Source organism: Bradyrhizobium sp. 23AC (assembly GCF_054863025.1).
The window spans coordinates 1-17,791 of record NZ_JAVAYN010000030.1; the positions used below are offsets into that span (position 1 = coordinate 1).

General features: G+C 65.1%; 17 protein-coding genes and 1 tRNA gene. 6 read left to right on the top strand and 12 right to left on the bottom strand.

The window, feature by feature from the left end; genetic code table 11:
* From RAD10_RS38290 to RAD10_RS38315, 6 genes are all read right to left on the bottom strand, one after another.
* Positions 1 to 1,681: Ig-like domain-containing protein (locus tag RAD10_RS38290; RefSeq protein WP_461621514.1), on the bottom strand; the 1,681-nt coding region annotated here is incomplete at its 3' end.
* A 564-nt stretch (positions 1,682 to 2,245) separates the two neighbouring features.
* Positions 2,246 to 2,322 (bottom strand) — tRNA-Arg (locus RAD10_RS38295).
* 106 nt (positions 2,323 to 2,428) lie between these two features.
* The gene (locus tag RAD10_RS38300; RefSeq protein WP_461621515.1) at positions 2,429 to 3,385 is read right to left on the bottom strand and encodes a tripartite tricarboxylate transporter substrate-binding protein; all 957 of its coding nucleotides are present in this window, start codon (positions 3,383 to 3,385) and stop codon (positions 2,429 to 2,431) included.
* A 125-nt stretch (positions 3,386 to 3,510) separates the two neighbouring features.
* The gene (locus RAD10_RS38305) at positions 3,511 to 3,882 is read right to left on the bottom strand and encodes a dimethylsulfonioproprionate lyase family protein (RefSeq protein ID WP_461621516.1); all 372 of its coding nucleotides are present in this window, start codon (positions 3,880 to 3,882) and stop codon (positions 3,511 to 3,513) included.
* 27 nt (positions 3,883 to 3,909) lie between these two features.
* Complete coding sequence (locus RAD10_RS38310; RefSeq protein WP_461621517.1) at positions 3,910 to 4,548, bottom strand: RraA family protein; 639 nt, start codon at positions 4,546 to 4,548, stop codon at positions 3,910 to 3,912.
* A 21-nt stretch (positions 4,549 to 4,569) separates the two neighbouring features.
* Positions 4,570 to 6,087 (bottom strand): AMP-binding protein, encoded by a 1,518-nt coding sequence (locus tag RAD10_RS38315; protein ID WP_461621518.1) that lies wholly within the window; start codon positions 6,085 to 6,087, stop codon positions 4,570 to 4,572.
* A gap of 254 nt (positions 6,088 to 6,341) precedes the next feature.
* Between RAD10_RS38315 and RAD10_RS38320 the strand changes: the two genes are divergently transcribed.
* A complete protein-coding gene (locus tag RAD10_RS38320; protein WP_461621519.1) occupies positions 6,342 to 6,962 on the top strand; it encodes a hypothetical protein in 621 nt (206 codons plus the stop codon).
* 125 nt (positions 6,963 to 7,087) lie between these two features.
* Here the strand turns inward: RAD10_RS38320 and RAD10_RS38325 are convergent, their stop codons facing one another.
* Complete coding sequence (locus RAD10_RS38325; protein ID WP_038947385.1) at positions 7,088 to 7,300, bottom strand: hypothetical protein; 213 nt, start codon at positions 7,298 to 7,300, stop codon at positions 7,088 to 7,090.
* A gap of 16 nt (positions 7,301 to 7,316) precedes the next feature.
* Positions 7,317 to 8,324, bottom strand: coding sequence for a 2-dehydropantoate 2-reductase (locus RAD10_RS38330; RefSeq protein ID WP_461621520.1), 1,008 nt, complete (start codon positions 8,322 to 8,324; stop codon positions 7,317 to 7,319).
* Between the two features lie 162 nt (positions 8,325 to 8,486).
* Between RAD10_RS38330 and RAD10_RS38335 the strand changes: the two genes are divergently transcribed.
* Together RAD10_RS38335 and RAD10_RS38340 are read left to right on the top strand one after the other, a co-directional pair.
* A complete protein-coding gene (locus tag RAD10_RS38335; protein ID WP_461621521.1) occupies positions 8,487 to 9,059 on the top strand; it encodes a YidB family protein in 573 nt (190 codons plus the stop codon).
* A gap of 42 nt (positions 9,060 to 9,101) precedes the next feature.
* A complete protein-coding gene (locus tag RAD10_RS38340; protein WP_018316463.1) occupies positions 9,102 to 9,374 on the top strand; it encodes a GlsB/YeaQ/YmgE family stress response membrane protein in 273 nt (90 codons plus the stop codon).
* Positions 9,375 to 9,578: 204 nt separating this feature from the next.
* Here the strand turns inward: RAD10_RS38340 and RAD10_RS38345 are convergent, their stop codons facing one another.
* Positions 9,579 to 10,364: an SDR family NAD(P)-dependent oxidoreductase gene (locus RAD10_RS38345; RefSeq protein ID WP_461621522.1), complete on the bottom strand. Its 786-nt coding sequence runs from the start codon at positions 10,362 to 10,364 to the stop codon at positions 9,579 to 9,581.
* 261 nt (positions 10,365 to 10,625) lie between these two features.
* Here RAD10_RS38345 and RAD10_RS38350 point away from each other — a divergent pair, with 261 nt between their 5' ends.
* The 3 genes from RAD10_RS38350 to RAD10_RS38360 are packed head-to-tail and all read left to right on the top strand — an operon-like array spanning position 10,626 to position 13,697.
* A complete protein-coding gene (locus RAD10_RS38350) occupies positions 10,626 to 11,690 on the top strand; it encodes an acyl-CoA dehydrogenase family protein (RefSeq protein WP_461621523.1) in 1,065 nt (354 codons plus the stop codon).
* Between the two features lie 16 nt (positions 11,691 to 11,706).
* Positions 11,707 to 12,867: an acyl-CoA dehydrogenase family protein gene (locus tag RAD10_RS38355; RefSeq protein WP_461621524.1), complete on the top strand. Its 1,161-nt coding sequence runs from the start codon at positions 11,707 to 11,709 to the stop codon at positions 12,865 to 12,867.
* A 17-nt stretch (positions 12,868 to 12,884) separates the two neighbouring features.
* Positions 12,885 to 13,697, top strand: a complete 813-nt coding sequence (locus RAD10_RS38360; RefSeq protein WP_461621525.1) for an enoyl-CoA hydratase/isomerase family protein — start codon at positions 12,885 to 12,887, stop codon at positions 13,695 to 13,697.
* Positions 13,698 to 13,879: 182 nt separating this feature from the next.
* On the opposite strand, the gene RAD10_RS38365 is transcribed toward RAD10_RS38360, so the two are convergent.
* From RAD10_RS38365 to RAD10_RS38375, 3 genes are all read right to left on the bottom strand, one after another.
* Positions 13,880 to 15,997: an acetate--CoA ligase family protein gene (locus tag RAD10_RS38365; RefSeq protein WP_461621526.1), complete on the bottom strand. Its 2,118-nt coding sequence runs from the start codon at positions 15,995 to 15,997 to the stop codon at positions 13,880 to 13,882.
* A gap of 190 nt (positions 15,998 to 16,187) precedes the next feature.
* A complete protein-coding gene (locus RAD10_RS38370; protein ID WP_461621527.1) occupies positions 16,188 to 16,934 on the bottom strand; it encodes a VOC family protein in 747 nt (248 codons plus the stop codon).
* A gap of 2 nt (positions 16,935 to 16,936) precedes the next feature.
* Positions 16,937 to 17,725, bottom strand: a complete 789-nt coding sequence (locus tag RAD10_RS38375) for an enoyl-CoA hydratase (RefSeq protein WP_461621528.1) — start codon at positions 17,723 to 17,725, stop codon at positions 16,937 to 16,939.
* Between the last annotated feature and the right edge of the window lie 66 nt (positions 17,726 to 17,791).

Consider the following 17,791-nt stretch of genomic DNA (forward strand, 5'->3'; position numbering starts at 1 on the left):
GCGCAGCCGATGCCTTGCTGGTGACGCCGGAGACCGTGTCGGTCGCGGTGAAGCTGTGCTTGCCGTCAGGCAGTGCGGCGGTGGTGTAGTGCCACGCTCCGTTCGCATCCGCCGTGACGGTGCCAAGCTGGGTCGTGCCGTCGAGCACCTTGACCGTGCTGTTGGCAACCGCAGTCCCCGCCAGGGTCACCGTCTTGTCGCTCGTGATGTGATCACCGGCAGTGCCGGTATCGTTTGAGAACGAGGCGATCTTCGGCGCCGCCGGCGCAGTGGTGCCGGTGCCCGACGTGCCCGAGCCGGTGGAGCCCGTCGTCCCAGAACCAATGACCGCATCCACGGCCGTCGACGCAGCGCTGACGTTGCCGGCAACGTCGGTCGCCTTCGCCGTCAGGGCGTGCGAACCGGTCGACAATGCCGACGTCGTGACGCTCCACGCGCCGCTCGCGTTGGTCGTCGCGGTGCCGACCTGGGTCGTTCCGTCGAACACCTTGATCGCGCTGTTCGCTTCGGCAGTCCCCGACATCACGACCTGATTGGCAGTGTTGACGGTGTCGCTCGCGATCGTCGGTGCAGTTGGCGCCTTGGTGTCGACGGTGACCGCCACCGCAGCCGATGCCACGCTGGTTTGCCCCGACGCGTTGGTCGCGGTCGCCGTCAGCGTATGCTTCGCATCGGTCAAGACCTTGGTGATGTAGTCCCAACTGCCGGTCGAAGTCGCGGTCGCCGTGCCGATCTGCGTCGAACCGTCATAGACTTTCACGGTGCTGCCAGCCGCAGCGGTACCGTGCAGGGTGATCTGGCTGGCGTCAGTGATGCCGTCGCCGGTCTTGCCCGTATCGGGTGACCAGGATGCGATGGTCGGCGCTGCCGGGACAGCGGGCGTTGAGGGGGGCGTCGTCGGAGACGACGTCTGCCATCCCGTGCCGAGTTCGTCGTTGCTCGTCAGGACGGGCGTGTTGTTCCTGAAGTAATAGTAACCCCACTTGCCCTCACCAAGTTCGTTGTTGGTGAACGAGACGCCGGAAATCTTGTCGGTGCTGCTGAAGCTGCCATCGGAGTAAAGGGTATAGCCGCCCCCTGCAAGATAGTTGCCGTCCACCTGAATGTTGGAAACCGGACCGAAGTCATTATTGATCATCACGGCCGAGACGTAGCTGTTCTCGTTGATGACGGTGTTGTGCCGAATGACGACGTCTGAAACGCCGCCGTCGATCTCGATGCCATCGTAGTGCGGACCGCCCAAGGACGTGCCGAGACGCACATCCGGCGCATTCATATCGTGGATATAATTGTCCTGGACCAGGCTCGATCCGGTGACAACAATACCGTTCTCCACGTCATGGATATCGTTACGCAGGAATGTGCCTGAACCGACGATGCCGTTCGCACCATCCGGGCTGCTTCCAACGTTTAGAATCTCGCTATCCTTGACGACAGTTCCTGTAATGCCATCCTTGATCCAGATGCCTGTCCAATCGCTGGACGTGATGCGGGTATTCTGAATCGTGACGTTATCGGCCAGGACCGAGATCGTGCCTTTGACATCGAGAGCGTCGATGACGGTACCAGCCTTGGTGACAGTCACGTCGCCCGATGGAGTCAGGATAACGCCATCAGGAAGGCCGGTGCTATTCGCGTCTGGAAATCCAGCAATTGCCATGTTTGTTCTTCCCCTGAGCAATGCACGCGCAGACTGAGTCTCAGCGCATACGGTTCGATATGTTCGCGGCTCAGTCCAACTCGACTGGTTCTTTGCCGCCCCATCAGGAGCGTGTTCGAATTCGCACGCGCCTTTTTTGAGACGATTCATTGACCCGAGGATGGAGTTTTTAAATCGCGCGGCCGCAGTTCCTGCCGCCGCCCAAATTAATATTATCGCCGGAGTGAGAATTAATGATGAGGATTAAATCTCGATCGAACGTGCTATTTAATTTGGCGACGAGCCTGTGCGGTCTTCATCAATACCAATAAGTATTGCGCCCTCACCTCGCGGGCCTTCGCTTCGCCAAATCCAACGGCGGGCCCGACGCAGCAGTCGGCGCCTCCAACGACGTCGCGGACGCTTGTCCGAACCTCGTCTCTCGAAACGAGAATGACTTCCGCGGATTTCCGATCTCTGCCGAGGGGCGTCCGGCCACACGGCCATGGCGTCCTGCGTGCAGCCTCGCGTGTACCCGCGACACACGCCTGCAGCTAGCGGGGAGGGCTACAGGGCACTGATGACCGGCAAGAGACTATGAAAGACTGGCGATCCCGGGAAGACTCGAACTTCCGACCTACGGTTTAGGAAACCGTCGCTCTATCCGGCTGAGCTACGGGACCGCGGAACCCGCAAGTCAGGCGGGTTGCCTGGAGGTGTACATATCAAAGCGGAGACGGGATCGGAAGCCCTCCGCGTCGCCCAATACGAAAGGCCTGCCGCTCGGCCTCACGCCTTGATATTGTTGTCCTTCACCACCTTGCCCCAATAGGCGACCTGCTTGTCGAAGAAGGACTTGAAGGCCGCGCCGTCCCGGAGCAGCAGCGTCATGTGCTGGGTGTCTTTGAGCTGGGCGGCGGTCGCGGGCTCGCTGAGGATTTCCTTGGACGCCGCCGCGAAGGCTGCGACGATATCGGGCGGCGTGCCTGCGGGCGCGAAGATGCCCCACCAGGCCAGCGTCTCGAAATCGGGAAAGCCCGCCTCGATCGCGGTCAGCGTATCCGGCAGGGCCGGCAGCCGCTCGCGGCCCAGCTGCAGGATCGGATGCAGCATGTTGGTGCCAAGCTGGGCGGCGACCAGCGCGGCCGATCCCGCGATGAGATCGACATGGCCGCCGAGCACATCGTTCATGGCCGGACCGCCGCCGCGATAAGGCACGTGCATGATCTCGACCCCGGCCTTGCTGCCGAGCACGGTCATGGCGAGATGGCCGAGCGTGCCGATGCCGACGGAGGCGTATTTCACCGCGCCCGGGGTCGCCTTGCAGGCCGCCACCACGTCGGCAAAACTCTTGTAGGGGCGGCCGGCGCCGGCGGCGATCACGTAGGGCGCGGTGCCGATCAGCAGGACCGGCGTCAGCTCGCGCTCGACATCCACCGGCGGCTTGTCGAGGATCGACGGAATCACCGCGTGTGAATCGAACGTCACCAGGAACGAGGTGCCGTCCGCCGGGCTCTTGGCGACTTGCGCCGCGCCGAGCGCGCCGGCCGCGCCGGACTTGTTCTCGACCACGACAATGCGACCGAGCTTGGTTTGCAGGCTGGCCTGCAACAGCCGCGCCATCGCATCGGTCGAGCCGCCCGGCGGAAACGGCACGACCAGCGTGATCTTGCCAGCCTGCGCCGCTGCCGGCGTCAATGCGAGAATGGCCGGTGCAGCCAGCAGCGTGCGTCGTGTGATCGTCATGGTCCCCTCCCTTTTGTTTTCAGCGCCTGGCTTTTTGCTCTTTGGCGCTAGAGCATGATCCGGAAAAGTGTGCAGCGGTTTTCCGATAAGATCATGCTCAAGAAAATACCCTAAGCGCGACGCGCTTAGGTCGTGCCGAAGCCCGACCCCGCTTTCTTGTATTCTGGCCGAGGCGGACTGAAGATGTCCAGCACCCTGGCGCCGTCGGGGCCGGCGCGCATGGTGTGCGGCACATTGCCTGGGGTGCGCCAGAAATCGCCCTTCGTCACGGCAATCTCCTCATCGCCCTGGACGCGGATGGCGGAGCCGTCGAGCAGCACGCCCCATTGCTCCTCGGGATGATGGTGCAGCGTGCCCTGCGCATGCGGGGCCAGCGTCACCACCGACAGCATCGCCTGCTCGCCGGAGAAGATGCGCGTAGTCACCCCTGCCGCGAGCTCGCGGAACAGCCCGTCGCTGGTGTCGTCTATGTGATGGAATTCGTCCTTCTGGCTCATGCCGCCCTCTCCTTCATTCTCGTTCGATCAAGTCTTGCCATACGAGCCCTGATAGCGGCCCTCGCGGATCGCCTTCAGGGTCTCCTCCTCGCGCGCGACCTGGGCGCGGACGGCTTCGAGCAGCGCCGCAGCGCCCGCGGCGGGAAACGACACCACGCCATCCTCGTCGCCGACCACGATGTCGCCGGGCGAGATCACGCTGCCACCGATCGTGACAGGCACGTTGATCTCGCCAGGGCCGTTCTTGTAGGGGCCGCGATGGATCACCGCGCGGGCGTAGCAGGGAAAGTCGTCGGCCGCGAAGGCCGCGACATCGCGGATCGCGCCGTCGATCACATAGCCCTCGGCTTTGCGCCACTGCGCGATGTTCTTCATGATCTCACCGACCAGCGCGCGGGTCTCGTCACCACCACCATCGACCACGATGACGTCGCCGGGGCCGACCAGCTCGAGCGCGCGGTGGATGGCGAGATTGTCGCCGGGGCGCGTGCGCACCGTGAAGGCGGTGCCCACCAGCTTAGCCCCGCGATGATAGGGTTTTAGCCCGACCGCGCCGGGCAGCCGGGCGAGATTGTCTGAGATGACCGACGTCGGCGCACCGCGAAAGCCCTCGATGATCTCGGCCGGCGGTTTCGGCACGCTGTTGGCTGCGATGGTAATGGTCATGTCCTGGATTCCTTCCGTCAATCATTCGGCGAGCGCCCGCGCCTTCGCCGGCATAATCCGGAAGGCACGCCCTTCCTTCATCCACGTTGCGCGCTCGTCGCGCAACAGCGTGCGGCGGACTTTTCCGGAATCATCGCGCGGCGGGGCGCCGACGATCTCGAAGCTTTCCGGATGCTTGTAGCGGCTGAGCCTGTCCTTCAAGAACTCCGCCATGCCGTCTGCGATCGCCTGGCCGTCGGCGTCGCCCTCCGGCTCGATGATGGCGTGCACGCGCTGGCCCAATTCCGGATCGGGCAGTCCCACCACAACGCAGGAGCGTACGCCCGGACACTCGGAGACGGCGGCCTCGACCTCGGCCGGATAGATGTTGGCGCCGCCGCGCAGCACCATGTCGGCGAGGCGGTCGCCGAGATAGAGATAGCCTTCCGCATCCAGCCTGCCGATATCGCCGAGCGATTCCCAGCCATCGCTGCGGCGCTTCGGCTCGGCGCCGAGATAGTGATAGGTGGCGTCCCTGCCGTCATTGTTGAGGAAATAAATCTCGCCGGTCTCGCCGGGCGCAACGTCCTTGCCGTCCTCGCCGACGATGCGCAGCTTCGCCATCTCGCCGATCTTGCCGACCGAGCCCTTGTGCGTCAGCCATTCCGTGCCGGAGATGATGCATGAGCCTTGCCGCTCGGTACCGCCATAGAGCTCCCAGACTCGCTCCGGCCCAAGCCAGGCGATCCAGTTCTCCTTCAGCCAGGGCGGCATCGGAGCTGCCATGTGGAACACGGTCTGCAGGCTCGACAGATCGTAGGCATTGCGCACCTGCTCCGGCAGCGCCCAGATCCGGTGCATCATGGTCGGCACGAAATTGACCCATTGCACGCGCTCGCGTTCGATCTGCCGCAGCGTCTCCTCGGCGTCGAACTTGACGAGACCGGTGAGCTGGCCGCCGGTGAACAGCGCGTAGTGCGACACGATGAACGGCGCATTGTGATAGAGCGGCCCCGGATTGAGCAGCGAGACCCCGAAGGGGATATTGAGCGGCGGCGCGGCGACCGTGTCGGTCACGGCCGGCTGATGATCGAGGATCACCTTCGGCCGGCCGGTCGAGCCGCCCGAGGTCATGGCCTTCCAGTAGCGCGCCACCGGCGGATTGAGCGGCTCATCCGAAAATCCCTCCGGTACGAAATCCGCCGGGAGGCGGTTCGGCGCGTTCCAGTCGGCCTCGCCGCCGACCACCAGCGCCGGCCTGAGAATGTCGAGCACGGCCGCGGCCTCGCCGCGCGGCAGTCGCCATGACAGCGAGGTCGGCGTCGCACCACACTTCCACACCGCAAAGGAGGTCTCGAAGAACGCGTTGCCGTTGGGCAGTCCGATTGCGACGAAATCGCCAGGCTTGACGCCTTTGGCCATAAATGCCCGCGCGCGCCGGTTGGCGCCGCGCTCGAGCTCGTCCCATGTCAGCGTGTCCTGCCCGTGACGGACGGCGATCGTGCCATGTGGTTTGCGTTCAGCGTACCAGCGCGGCACGTCAGACAGGGGCAGCAGCATCGGGCGTTTCCATTTCGTTTTCTTGGCGTCTTGCTTCGCGTGTTTCTTGGCGTCGCCTCAGGTGAGGCGCTCGCAAGGCGAAGTGTAGCAGCCCGCCCGGGCGACGCTGTGACTCACGCGCCACGTCAAGCACAAAATGTCAGCATCCCAGCCATGAAATTCCCGGGTTCCATGGGTGACAAGCCGGCGATAAAGAGGCAAAAATCTGGCTCGACTCAGTTCGGGTTGAGTTTTGCAAGGAATGCTCTCGTAGAATGTCGTCCGTGATAGCATTGCGTCGTGCGGCGCTGGTTCTTGTTGCCGCGGCAGGATTTTTCCTGCTGACGCACGCGCATGCCCACGCGCAATGGTGGAAACGCGCGCCGGTCGATTTCGAGGAATGCGCCGACGCCGCCGAGAAGGCCGCGACCAAGTCCGAGAAGACATCCGCACTGGCCGATTGCAACGCCAAGTTCGCCGGCCGCCGCAAGGCAGGCGGCGGCTACTCCTATTACGACTTCCTGCAGGATCGCACCTTCGACATCGCCGGACCCAATCCGACGCCGGAGGAGCAAAAGAAGATCGACGCAGCCTATACGGCCTATCTCGCCAAAGAGCGCCGCAGCAACGAAGCGGCCGAGGCCGCCGCCCGTCAACAGCGCGAGCAGCAGGAATTGCAGGCGCGGCAACTCCAGCAGGTCGCGCTGCGAACCGACGTCGCGCGCGTGCCCGTCCCGGTCGAGCGGCCAAAGGTGCAGCAGAGCGTCGGTCAGCGCTCGAAGGGCGCGTGCACCAAAGGGGCATTCTCCTGCGAATGGCCGCGGCTGTCGGAAAGCTTGAACGATCTGAAGAGGCTGTTCAATCCGACCCCGAGCAAGCCGGCGAAGAAGGGGTAAGCTCCTCGCACTGACTTGTAGGGTGGGCAAAGGCGCGCAAGCGCCGTGCCCACCACCCTGGCAAGACAAAGAAGTTGGTGGGCACGCTCCGCTTTGCCCACCCTACGACAGCGGGGTGTGGAACGTCAGTTCGGTTGCTTCTTCTTGCCGCGCTTCGATTTGACCGTTGGTACATCCACCGGCGCAGTCGTCGGCGAACTGCCCAACTGCGACCTGCTCTCCTGCAACCGCCTATCATAGCCGGGCGAGTTCACGACCGTCGGCGGCCTCGCAAGAGCGAGCGTCGATGCGCCGCAAAGCGCGGCAAGCGCGAGCCCGATCATCAAGCTACGTTTCATCGGTCCCTCCTTGCATTCAAACCACCGCGCGGATCTGCTGCGGCGTCAGCCGCGGCGGACCGTTGCCGGCTGCCTCGGTCTCCTTGATCAGCGCAACAATGCGGCGCATCAGCGGCACCTCAACATGGTTTTGCTCGGCAAGCGCGATGACGGCGCCCTGGAGATAGTCGATCTCGGTCTTGCGGCCCTGCTTCAAATCCTGCCACATCGAGGAGCGCGCCTCGGGATCGATCTTCATGGTCCGTCCCAGGATCGCGTTGAAGATCGTGTCGGGCAGCCGCAGCAAGGCCGGCGTCCAGTTCATCGGGATCGGCGTTGCCGAGACCGGCGCGATGCCGGCGGCCTTCAGCGCGGCGAGCCCCTCGGCCATCTGGTCGGCGAACAGCCTGCGCCAGTCGCGGTTTGCCAGTTGCGCGGCGAGCGGCAAATCGGACAATGCGCTGAGCGCATTGTTCAGATTGATGATCAGCTTGCCCCATTGCACGCCGGTGATGTCACCGCTCGCGCGCATGGTGAGGCCGGGCACCGAGAGCGACGCGGCCGTGTTTTCGGCGTCCTCTCCGATATGGATGTCGCCGGAGGTCGAGCGGTGGAAACGGCCCTCGCCCATCGCGATCACATTGAACGGCACCATGCCCGCGAGCACGCGGCGGACACCGAGGCGGTCGCGCAGCACCGCGATATTGCCGATGCCGTTCTGCAGCGAAACGATGACGGCATCCCCAGGCGCATGCTGCGCGATCTGATCCGCGACATCGGCGGTGTCGGCGCTCTTCACCGTGACCAGCACGATGCCGGCGCTGTGGAAGATCGCGGGGTCCTCCGACAGCGCCAGCTGCCCTGCGCCGAGCTTCGTCTCGGAGCCGTCGAAATCCGTCAATCGCAGGCCGAACCGCTCGATCTCGGTCTTCACCCGCGGCCGCACCAGCAGCGCAACACGGCGGCCCGAGGCCGCCAGCATGCCGCCGACGAAACAGCCGATGGCGCCCGCGCCGGCCACCACGATCGGTCGATCCGTCATCACCTCGCCTTGCTCCCTGAACGACCCGCCCTCGATAGCAGAGGCGAGGCCGGCTGCCCATCGCGGCGCATCCGCCTTGTAACCGTCATGAGAGCCCCATATGTTTTCGGCCCGGGGGCAGCCAGCGGCGAGCGCTCGCCGAACGAGACGCCAAAGGAGAGCACCATGGGTCTACTCGACGTCCTCAACGGCATGCAGAACGGCCCCCGCGGCCCCTCTACACCCAGCTCCGAGAAATCCTCCGGCGGCATGTCGCCGATGACCATGGCGCTGCTCGGCCTGCTCGCCTGGAAGGCGTTCAAGCACATGACCGCAAACCAGTCCGGTACGGCGCCGCAGCCGTCGCCGACGCCGGCCCCTCCGCCGGTGAACGCGGACAGCGGCGGTCTTGGCGGTCTCGGAGGCCTGCTCAAAGGCGGCCTCGGCGGCCTGCTTGCGGGCGGCGCGGCCGGCACCGTGCTCAGCGGCGGCCTCGGCGATCTCCTCAACCAGCTCCAGCAGGGCGGCCACGGCGACACCGCGAATTCCTGGGTCGGCAAGGGTCAGAACAAGCCGATCGCGCCGGGCGATCTCGCGAACGCACTCGGCGCCGACCAGATCGAAAGCCTGTCCGCCCAGAGCGGCCTGTCGCGCGACGAGTTGCTCAACGGCCTCAGCCAGTATCTGCCGCAGGTGATCGACCATTTGACGCCGGACGGACGGCTGCCGACCGAGAATGAGCTCTCCGGCAAACTTTAATCGGACGTTGATCGACGCGCTTTCGGGAAGGGGAGCAGACTCATGAGCATGGGCGGCCTGTTGTGGATCATCGTCGTCGGCTTCGTCGCCGGCCTTATCGCGCGCTGGCTGGCGCCGGGACCGAACAACCCGAGTGGCTTCATCCTCACCACCATCCTCGGCATCGCCGGCGCGTTTCTCGCGACCTTCATCGGCCAGGCGATAGGCCATTACAGCCCCGACCAGGGCGCCGGCTTCATCATGGCCACGCTCGGCGCGGTGGTGGTGCTGTTCATCTGGCACCGGCTGGTCGCGAGCGGCGTGATCAAGGGGTAGACCCCTGTCGCGTTGTGGCGCGACCTATCACCCAACTCGGTGTCGTCCCGGACAAGCGCGCCCTCAGCGCGCGCCGATCCGGGACCCATAACCACAGGGAGTGGTTTGGCGAAGACTCGGAGTGACCGGAGTCCCGCCAAACTTCTCCCTGTGGCTATGGATCCACGCGTTCGCGGGGATGACAGCGGAGATTGGAACGCGATCTCACGTAATCAAATGCATCCCCGCATCCATGCGCACGACCTCGCCGGTCATGTTGCTGGAGGCCGGCATCGCCAGGAAGCAGACGAGCTGCGCGATGTCCTCGGCGGTCGACGCGACCCTGAGCGGCACCTTCGCCACCACGCTGTCGCGCACCTGCTTGGCGCCGGCTTCGCCGCGGCCCTTGGTGAACCAGGGCGTGTCGATATAGCCGGGGCAGACCGTGTTGACGCGGATCAGCGGCGCCAGCGCACGCGACAGCGACAACGTCATGGTGTTGAGCGCGCCCTTGCTCGCGGCGTAGGCGATCGACGAGCCGACGCCGCTGATGCCGGCGACCGAGGATACGTTGACCACGGCGGAGGGCCGCTCCGAGGCCTTGGCGCCGGCCTCGAGCAGGCTGCGCGCGGCACGCACCATCTGGAACGGGCCGATGGTGTTGACACCATACACGCGCTGGAAATCTTCAGCCGACAATCCGTCGAGATCGGCATGGGCGACATGCTTGGTGGTGCCGGCATTGTTGACGAGGATATCGAGCCGGCCCCATCCGCTGGCTGCCGCGACGATCTTGCGGCAATCGTCGTCCTTTGAAACGTCGCCCTGCGCGATCAGGACTTCAGGAGAGCCCGCCTTGCGGCAGACGTCCGCGGTGGCCTCGGCTTCTTTCTGGCTAGAGGAATAGTTGATAACGAGCCGCGCCCCGCTGCGCGCCAGGATTTCCGCGGTTGCTGCGCCAAGTCCGGATGCGGACCCCGTCACGATTGCGCACAGACTGTCTTTGGCCATCCGGATTTCCTTCCCCTGTATCTGATGCGAGCCTTAAGTCGCTGGCCTTGTTTAGCGAGTTTGCCGCGCCCTGCAAATCGAGCAAACTCCGCTAAGCGGAATTAGCCTCCTATTGATCCTTGCCCCCATGCCCGCGCCGCAGGTTGACCTGCGATCAACGCTTGTCAGGGCCATGGCTTTTTCGGATCATCGGGCGCAAGAAGACCTGCGCGGTTCGCTCCACCAGGCGGGACGCGCCAACGGCAAAACACGGGGAACGCTGTGGCGGAGAGTGACAACATCGTCGTCGAGACCGCGGAGAAGATCTTCGCCGATCTCGCCGATCCGCAAACCATCAACAACGACAAGAAGGATTCCTGGCAGGCGCCGCTTTGGCGGGCGCTGAGCGAAGCCGGCCTGCCATTGTCCTGGGTGCCCGATGATCTCGGCGGCTCCGGCGCAAGCCTTGCCGACGGCTTTGCGCTGCTGAACGCCGCCGGCCGTTTCGCCGTCGCGGTTCCGCTGGCCGAGACCATGCTGGCCGGCTGGCTGCTGGCGCAGGCGAAGATCGCATCGCCCGAGGGCGAGATGACGGTGCTTCCGGCCTCGCCGAAGGATCGCATCACCCTCGATGCCGATGGCTCGCTTTCCGGCCGCGCCCGCGGCGTGCCCTTTGCGAAAGCGGCAAAGCAGTTTGCGGTGCTGGCGCACGGCAAGGATGGCGTCTCGATCGCGCTGGTCGATGCCGGCAAGGTCCGGATCGAGTCCGGCCTCAATGTCGGCTACGACCACAGCGACACCGTGACGCTCGACAAGGTCCAGCCCGTCACGCTCAAGGCCGCACCGAAGGGCCTTGACCGGACCACGATGATGCTGATGGGCGGCGTCGCGCGCAGCCTGCAGATCGCCGGCGCGCTGGAATCGATGCTCGACATCTCCGTGCGCTATTCCAACGAGCGCGTGGCCTTCGAGAAGAAGATCTCGAAATTCCAGGCCGTGCAGCACAATCTGGCGCGCCTCGCAGGCGAATCCGCCGCCGCCCTCGCGGCTGCGACCTCGGCCGCCGACGCCATCGCGAATGCGAAATCGTTCAACGACGAGGTCTATCTCGAAGCCGCCGCGGCAAAGATCCGCTGCGCCGAAGCCGCGGAAAAGGGCGGCGCCATCGCACATCAGGTGCACGGCGCGATCGGCTTCACCCTCGAGCACATCCTGCACCGCTATTCGCTGCGGGCGCTGGCCTGGCGCGACGATTTCGGTTCGGAGAGCCACTGGGCCGTCGAGCTCGGCAAGCTGGTCGCGGCCAGAGGCGCCGACGAATTGTGGCCGCTCGTGGCGTCGCGCTGATCAGGGAGAGAAACACATGACCGCTGCCCTCCGTTTCGATCCGATCCGCCTGCCCGAGAAGTGCGAGCAGCTGCGCAAGGAAGTGCGCGCCTTCCTCGCCGAGGAAATCGCCGCCGGCACCTTCGATCCGCACCAGCCCAATCGCGAGGACACCGACGCGCCGGAATTTTCCCGCCGGGTCGGCGCCAAGGGCTGGCTCGGGATGACCTGGCCGAAGAAATATGGCGGCCAGGAGCGCTCCTTCCTCGAACGCTACGTTGTGACCGAGGAGATGCGCGTCGCCAACGCGCCGACGCGGCGCTTCTTCGTAGCCGACCGCCAGAGCGGGCCGGTGCTACTGAAATACGCGCCCGAGCACATCAAGATGGACATCCTGCCGCGGATCTGCCGCGGCGAGATCTGCTTTGCGATCGGCATGAGCGAGCCGAATTCCGGCTCCGACCTGTTCGCGGCAAAGACGCGCGCGACCAAGACTGAAGGCGGCTACCTCATCAACGGCACCAAGATCTGGACCTCGTCGGCGCACATCGCCGACTACATGATCGCGATCTTCCGGACGTCGCAGCCGACCAAGGAAAACCGCCGTCACGGCCTGACGCAATTCCTGGTGAAGATGAAGCAGCCGGGCATCAAGGTGAACCCGATCGGCCAGATCACCGGCCAGTACGAGTTCAACGAGGTCGTCTTCACCGATTTCTTCGTGCCCGATGACCACGTGCTCGGCGAAGTCGACGGCGCCTGGAAGCAGGCGACGAGCGAGCTCGCCTATGAGCGCTCGGGCCCCGAGCGTTTCCTCGAGACCTATTACGTGCTGACCGAGCTCGTTCGCGCGGTCGGCCCGAACCCGGATACGCGCAGCGCCGAAGGCATCGGGCGTCTGGTCGCGCAGCTCCACACCATGCGGCGCATGTCGGTCTCGGTGGCCGGCATGCTCGAGGCGGGCAAGGAGCCGGTGGTCGAGGCCTCCATCGTCAAGGACATCGGCACGGTCTGGGAGCAGCAGCTTCCGCATCGGGTGCGCGACCTTGCCGCTTTCGTCGAGGAGACTGCGACCAACCGCGAGACGCTGGAGCGGCAGCTCGACTTCGCCATCAAGACCGCACCGAAGCTCACCATCCAGGGCGGCACCACCGAGGTGCTGCGCGGCATCATCGCCCGCGGACTGGGTTTGCGCTAGTTCAATCGAGGATCATCATGACCACATACAAAGACATCGGCGTCGAGAAGGTCGGGCACGTCGGCACCATCGAGATCCGCCGCCCGCCGCTGAACTTCTTCGACATCTCTCTGATCAACCAGATCGCGGATGCACTCGACGAGTTCGACCGCGACATCGAGATCCGCGCCTCGGTTCTCTCAGCCCAGGGCAAGGCGTTCTGCGCCGGCGCGAACTTTGGTGATCCGGCGCGGCAGGCGCAGGAGGCGCGCGAGGCCGAGAAGAAGGGGGACCCCGCCGACAACCTCGGGCCGATCAACCATCTCTACATCCAGGCCGTGCGCATCTTTCGCGCCAAGAAGCCGATCGTCGCGGCCGTGCAGGGCGCGGCCATCGGCGGTGGATTGGGCCTCGCCGTCTCCGCCGATTTCCGCATCACCTGCCCGGAAGCGCGTTTCTCCGCGAATTTTACGAAACTCGGCTTCCATCCCGGCTTCGGCCTGACGACGACGCTGCCTGAGCTGATCGGCAAGAACAACGCCGAGCTGATGTTCTACACCAGCCGCCGCGTCACCGGCGAGGAAGCCGTGAAGTGGGGCCTCGCCAACGAACTGGTGCCGCAGGACCAGGTTAAGGCGGCCGCGATGAAGCTCGCCGGCGAGATTGCCGAGTGCTCCCCGCTCGGCTTGCTCTCCACCCGCGCGACGATGCGCGCAGGATTGGCCGATCGCGTCATGGCCGCGACCAATCACGAGCTCGCCGAGCAGACCCGGCTGCGCGCGACGGAAGACTTCAAGGAAGGCGTGAAGGCCACGGAAGAGCGGCGCGCGGCGAATTTTAAGGGGAGGTAGCTTCTGCGTCGTAGGCCGGGCAGTTGCGACAATTTCTCCTGTCGCCCCCGCGAAGGCGGGGACCCATAACCACAGGGAGAAGTTGTCGCGCGAGCTGAAAACTCCGAGTCTTCGCCAAACCACTTCCTGTGGTTATGGGTCCCGGGTTCGCTTCGCGCCCCGGGACGACAGTGGGGGTGTGGCTAATCCCTTCGCCCCACCACCAGCGCATCCACAATCGTCACGCCCTGCCCCTCGGTGTGCACCAGCACCGGGTTGAGCTCGATCTCCGCGATCTCCTTTGCATGCCGCGCAGCAAGCGCGGAGATATCGGCGATCAACTGCGACAAAGCCGCAACGTCCGCCTTCGCCGCTCCACGAAATCCGTTCAGCAAGGGTGCAGCCTTCAAGCTAGCCAGCACCGCGCCCGCCTCCTCCGCGCTCACCGGCGCGGGGCGGTAGACGACGTCGCGGAACAGCTCCGTGGTGATGCCGCCGAGACCCACCATCACCATGGGACCGAACGTCTCGTCGGTCATCGTGCCGACGATGATCTCGACACCGCGCTTCGCCATCGGGCCGACCAGCACGCCTTGAATGGTCGCCCCAGGCCGGTGCTTGCACGCATTGTCCAGCAGCGCCTCGAATGCCAGAAACACCTCGCCCTTGGTGGTGATGTTGACGCGCACGCCGCCAACTTCGCTCTTATGGGCGATATCAGGCGACTGGATCTTCATCACCAGGGGAAAGCCGACGCGGGCGACCGCCTCGTCGAGCTCGCTCTTGTCTCTCACCAGCACCTCATCCGGCAGTGCAATGCCGGCGGCGCGGAGCAACGACTTGCTGTCGGCCTCGGACAGGACCGCCGATTTCAGATGCGCAGAAAGGTCGCGTGCCGGCAGCCGCGTCGCGTCCGCAGGTGGCGGCAGCTTGAAACTGGCGTAGTCGACGAGCCGACGCATCGCGACGCCGACATGGGTGAGGCCCGAGAGCACCACGACGCCGGATTTGGCGAGCTCACGGCGGGCGAAGTCGGACGGCACCGTATAGGAATAGAACACCACCGGCTTGTGCTGTGCCGATAGCACCGGGGTCAGTTCCTCTTCCTTGAAGGGCTTGCGCACCTCGCTCGACAGCGACAGCACGACCAGGATCGCATCGACCTCGTCCGAGGCGGTGAGGACGTCCACGCTCTTCTGCAAGCCGCCAGAGGTGACGCCTTGCGCCGTGACGTCGATCGGGTTGCGCGCGGTGCCATAGGACGGCATCAACTGCTTGATCCCAACCTGGACCTCTTCGGACAGCTCCGGCACCTGCAAGCCTTGCAGCGCCACCGCATCGGCGCCCCAGATGCCGGCACCGCCCGAAACGGTGACGACGGCAACGCGATCGTCCTTCGGCAGCGGATTGCTCGCAAAAACCGCCGCGATCGTCAGCGCTTCGTCCAGATCGTTGGAGACGATGAAGCCGTATTTCGCGAACACCGCGTCATAGGCCGCCGACCAGCCGGCCATGCTCGCAGTATGCGAGGCCGCCGCGCGCTGGCCTGCGCCGGAACGTCCGACCTTTGTCACGATCACCGGCTTCTTCATCTCCGCAGCGCGAAGGGCGCCGACCAGGAATTTGTCGACGTCGCGGATGCCTTCGATGAACAGCAGGATCACCTCGGTCGAGGAATCCTGCACCATGTAATCCAGGAACTCGCCGGCGCCGAGATCGGATTCATTGCCGGTGCTGACGACGTAACTGACGGCGATTCCGAGGGCTCGGGCGCGATGATAATAGGCAAAGCCGATGCCGCCGCTTTGCGCGACGATGCCGATCCGTTTGGTCGTCGCGACGAGCGGCACCACACCTGGCTTGACGTCGACGGCGGGACTGAACGTCGCCGCCACGCGCTGCACCTGGCTGAAGAAGCCCTCGGCGTTCGGCCCGGATATCCGCATGCCGGTGCGCTTCGCCAGCGCCGCGATCGCGTCCTGCATCGCCGCGCTGTCGCCGCCCTCCTCGGCAAAGCCGGAGGAGATGATCACGGCATTCTTGACGCCGGCGGCGGCGCATTGCTCGAGCGCGGACAGGACGGCACGGGCCGGGATGATGATGACGGCGAGGTCGATGGGCGCGCCGATGTCGCCGATCGATTTGTAGCAGGCCAGCCCGTCGATATCCGCGTAGTTCGGGTTCACCGGATAGATCGTCCCGGGATATTCGTTCTTGCGCAGCATGGACAAGAGCCGCCCCGGGATCTTCTCGTGATCGCGCGAGGCGCCGATCAGCGCGATGCTGGCGGGCGCGAAGAAGCTGTCGAGCGGATGCGGCATGGGTGGGTTTCCATATTGCGCTTCATGAACCCGCCGCAAGCTCTCGCCCCGTCATCCTGAGGTGCGAGCCGCGCGGTGCGCAGCACCGTGCGGAGAGCCTCGAAGGATGAACGGCCCCGCCTGCGGCCGTCGCCTTTCGCGGCTCGCCGAAGAGGCGAGCACCTCAGGGTGACGGATAACGGTCGAGGGATCAACTGACGCGGAACGTCACCCCGCCCAGCAGGAACTCATTGTCCGCCACTGCAACCCCCCGCGCCTTCGCGGCATGCAGCACGCTCGCCCGATCCGCGACCCGAAACTCGAGCGCGCTCATGATCTCGCTGGCGCCTTTTGCGAAACGGAAGGCCGCATTGGGCAGTTTCAGCTCGGCACCTTCAGGCGCAATGCCGATGATCTTGCCCCAGTGCCCCGCGAGACCTTGCGGATCAGGGCTCTGCATCTCCACGCCGGTCAGCGCCAGCGTCACATCCTTGCGGATGAATTTCTGCCAGTCCGGCCCCGCCGGCGGATATGGCCCCAAAATATCGTCACTGCCTTCGGTGTGGTTGAACTCGATGAAGGCGGCGCGGCAATCGCGGGGGTGGAGCTGGACGCCGTGATAGGGCGCGTGGTCGATCACGTTGGCGGTGCGCACACCAAGCGCGTTGGCGTTGCGGCCACGCTCGTCGGGATCATTGCAGCAGAAGATCGCCATGTAGCCGCCGCGGCCGCCGGTCTTCTCGATGAAGCGGCCGGCCGTGGTACCGCCCTTGAAGGGTGCCACCACCTCCAGCATGATCGTGTCGACCGGGAGCAGCGCATTCTCCAGGCCATATTTCGCGACATTGCCGTCGCGGTAGCACACGGCGAGGCCCATGATCTCCGCGATGTCGGAGATGACGGGCGCGAGCTGCGGCGCGACCAGGCAGATCTGCCGCAACCGCATATAGGGCGCCATGGTCATGCGCCCCTGAAGGTCGGCTTGCGCTTCTCGACGAAGGCCTTTGCGGCCTCCTTGTGATCCTCGGTGTCGCCGCAGCGGGTGTGGTGGATCGCCTCGCCATCGAAGCAATCCTCCAGCGCCAGATGCTCGGCATTGTTGATGTTGCGCTTGATGAAGCCGAGCGCGATCGACGGCCCTTGCGCCAGCGACAGTGCCAGCTCATGGGCCGCGGCGTCGATCTCGGCATCGGGCACGACCTTGGTCACCATGCCGATCGCATGCGCTTCCCTCGCCGTGAGCACCGGCGACATCAGATAGAGCTCGCGCGCCCGCGCGCTGCCGAGCAGCTGGGTGAGAAAATAGGTGCCGCCGTAATCGCCGGAGAAGCCGACCTTGGCAAAGGCCGTGGTGATCTTGCAGGATTCCGAGGCGACGCGGAGATCGCAGGACAGCGCCATCGACAGGCCCGCGCCGGCCGCGGCGCCGTCGAGCTGGGCCACCACGGGTTTCGGCATCTGGTGCAGGATGCGCGAGACCTCCATGCCGCGGCGCAGATTCGCAAGCTTCTGCTCGAACGGCAGCGGCGCGCGGCCCGCGGCCATCGACTTGACGTCGCCGCCGACGCAGAACGAGCCGCCGGCCCCCTTGAACAGCACCGCGCGCACCTCGGGATCATCAGCCGCACGGCGTGCCGCTTCGACCAGCCCGGCCACCATCTCGGGGTTGAGCGCGTTCTTCCGCTCGGGCCGGTTCATGGTGATGGTGAGCAGCCCGCCTTCGAGCTTTTGCAGGACCATGTCGTTCATGGGACGTCTCCCTTGTTGTTTTGCTCCGTCGTTCCGGGTCTCGCGAAGCGAGAATTCTGGTGCGCG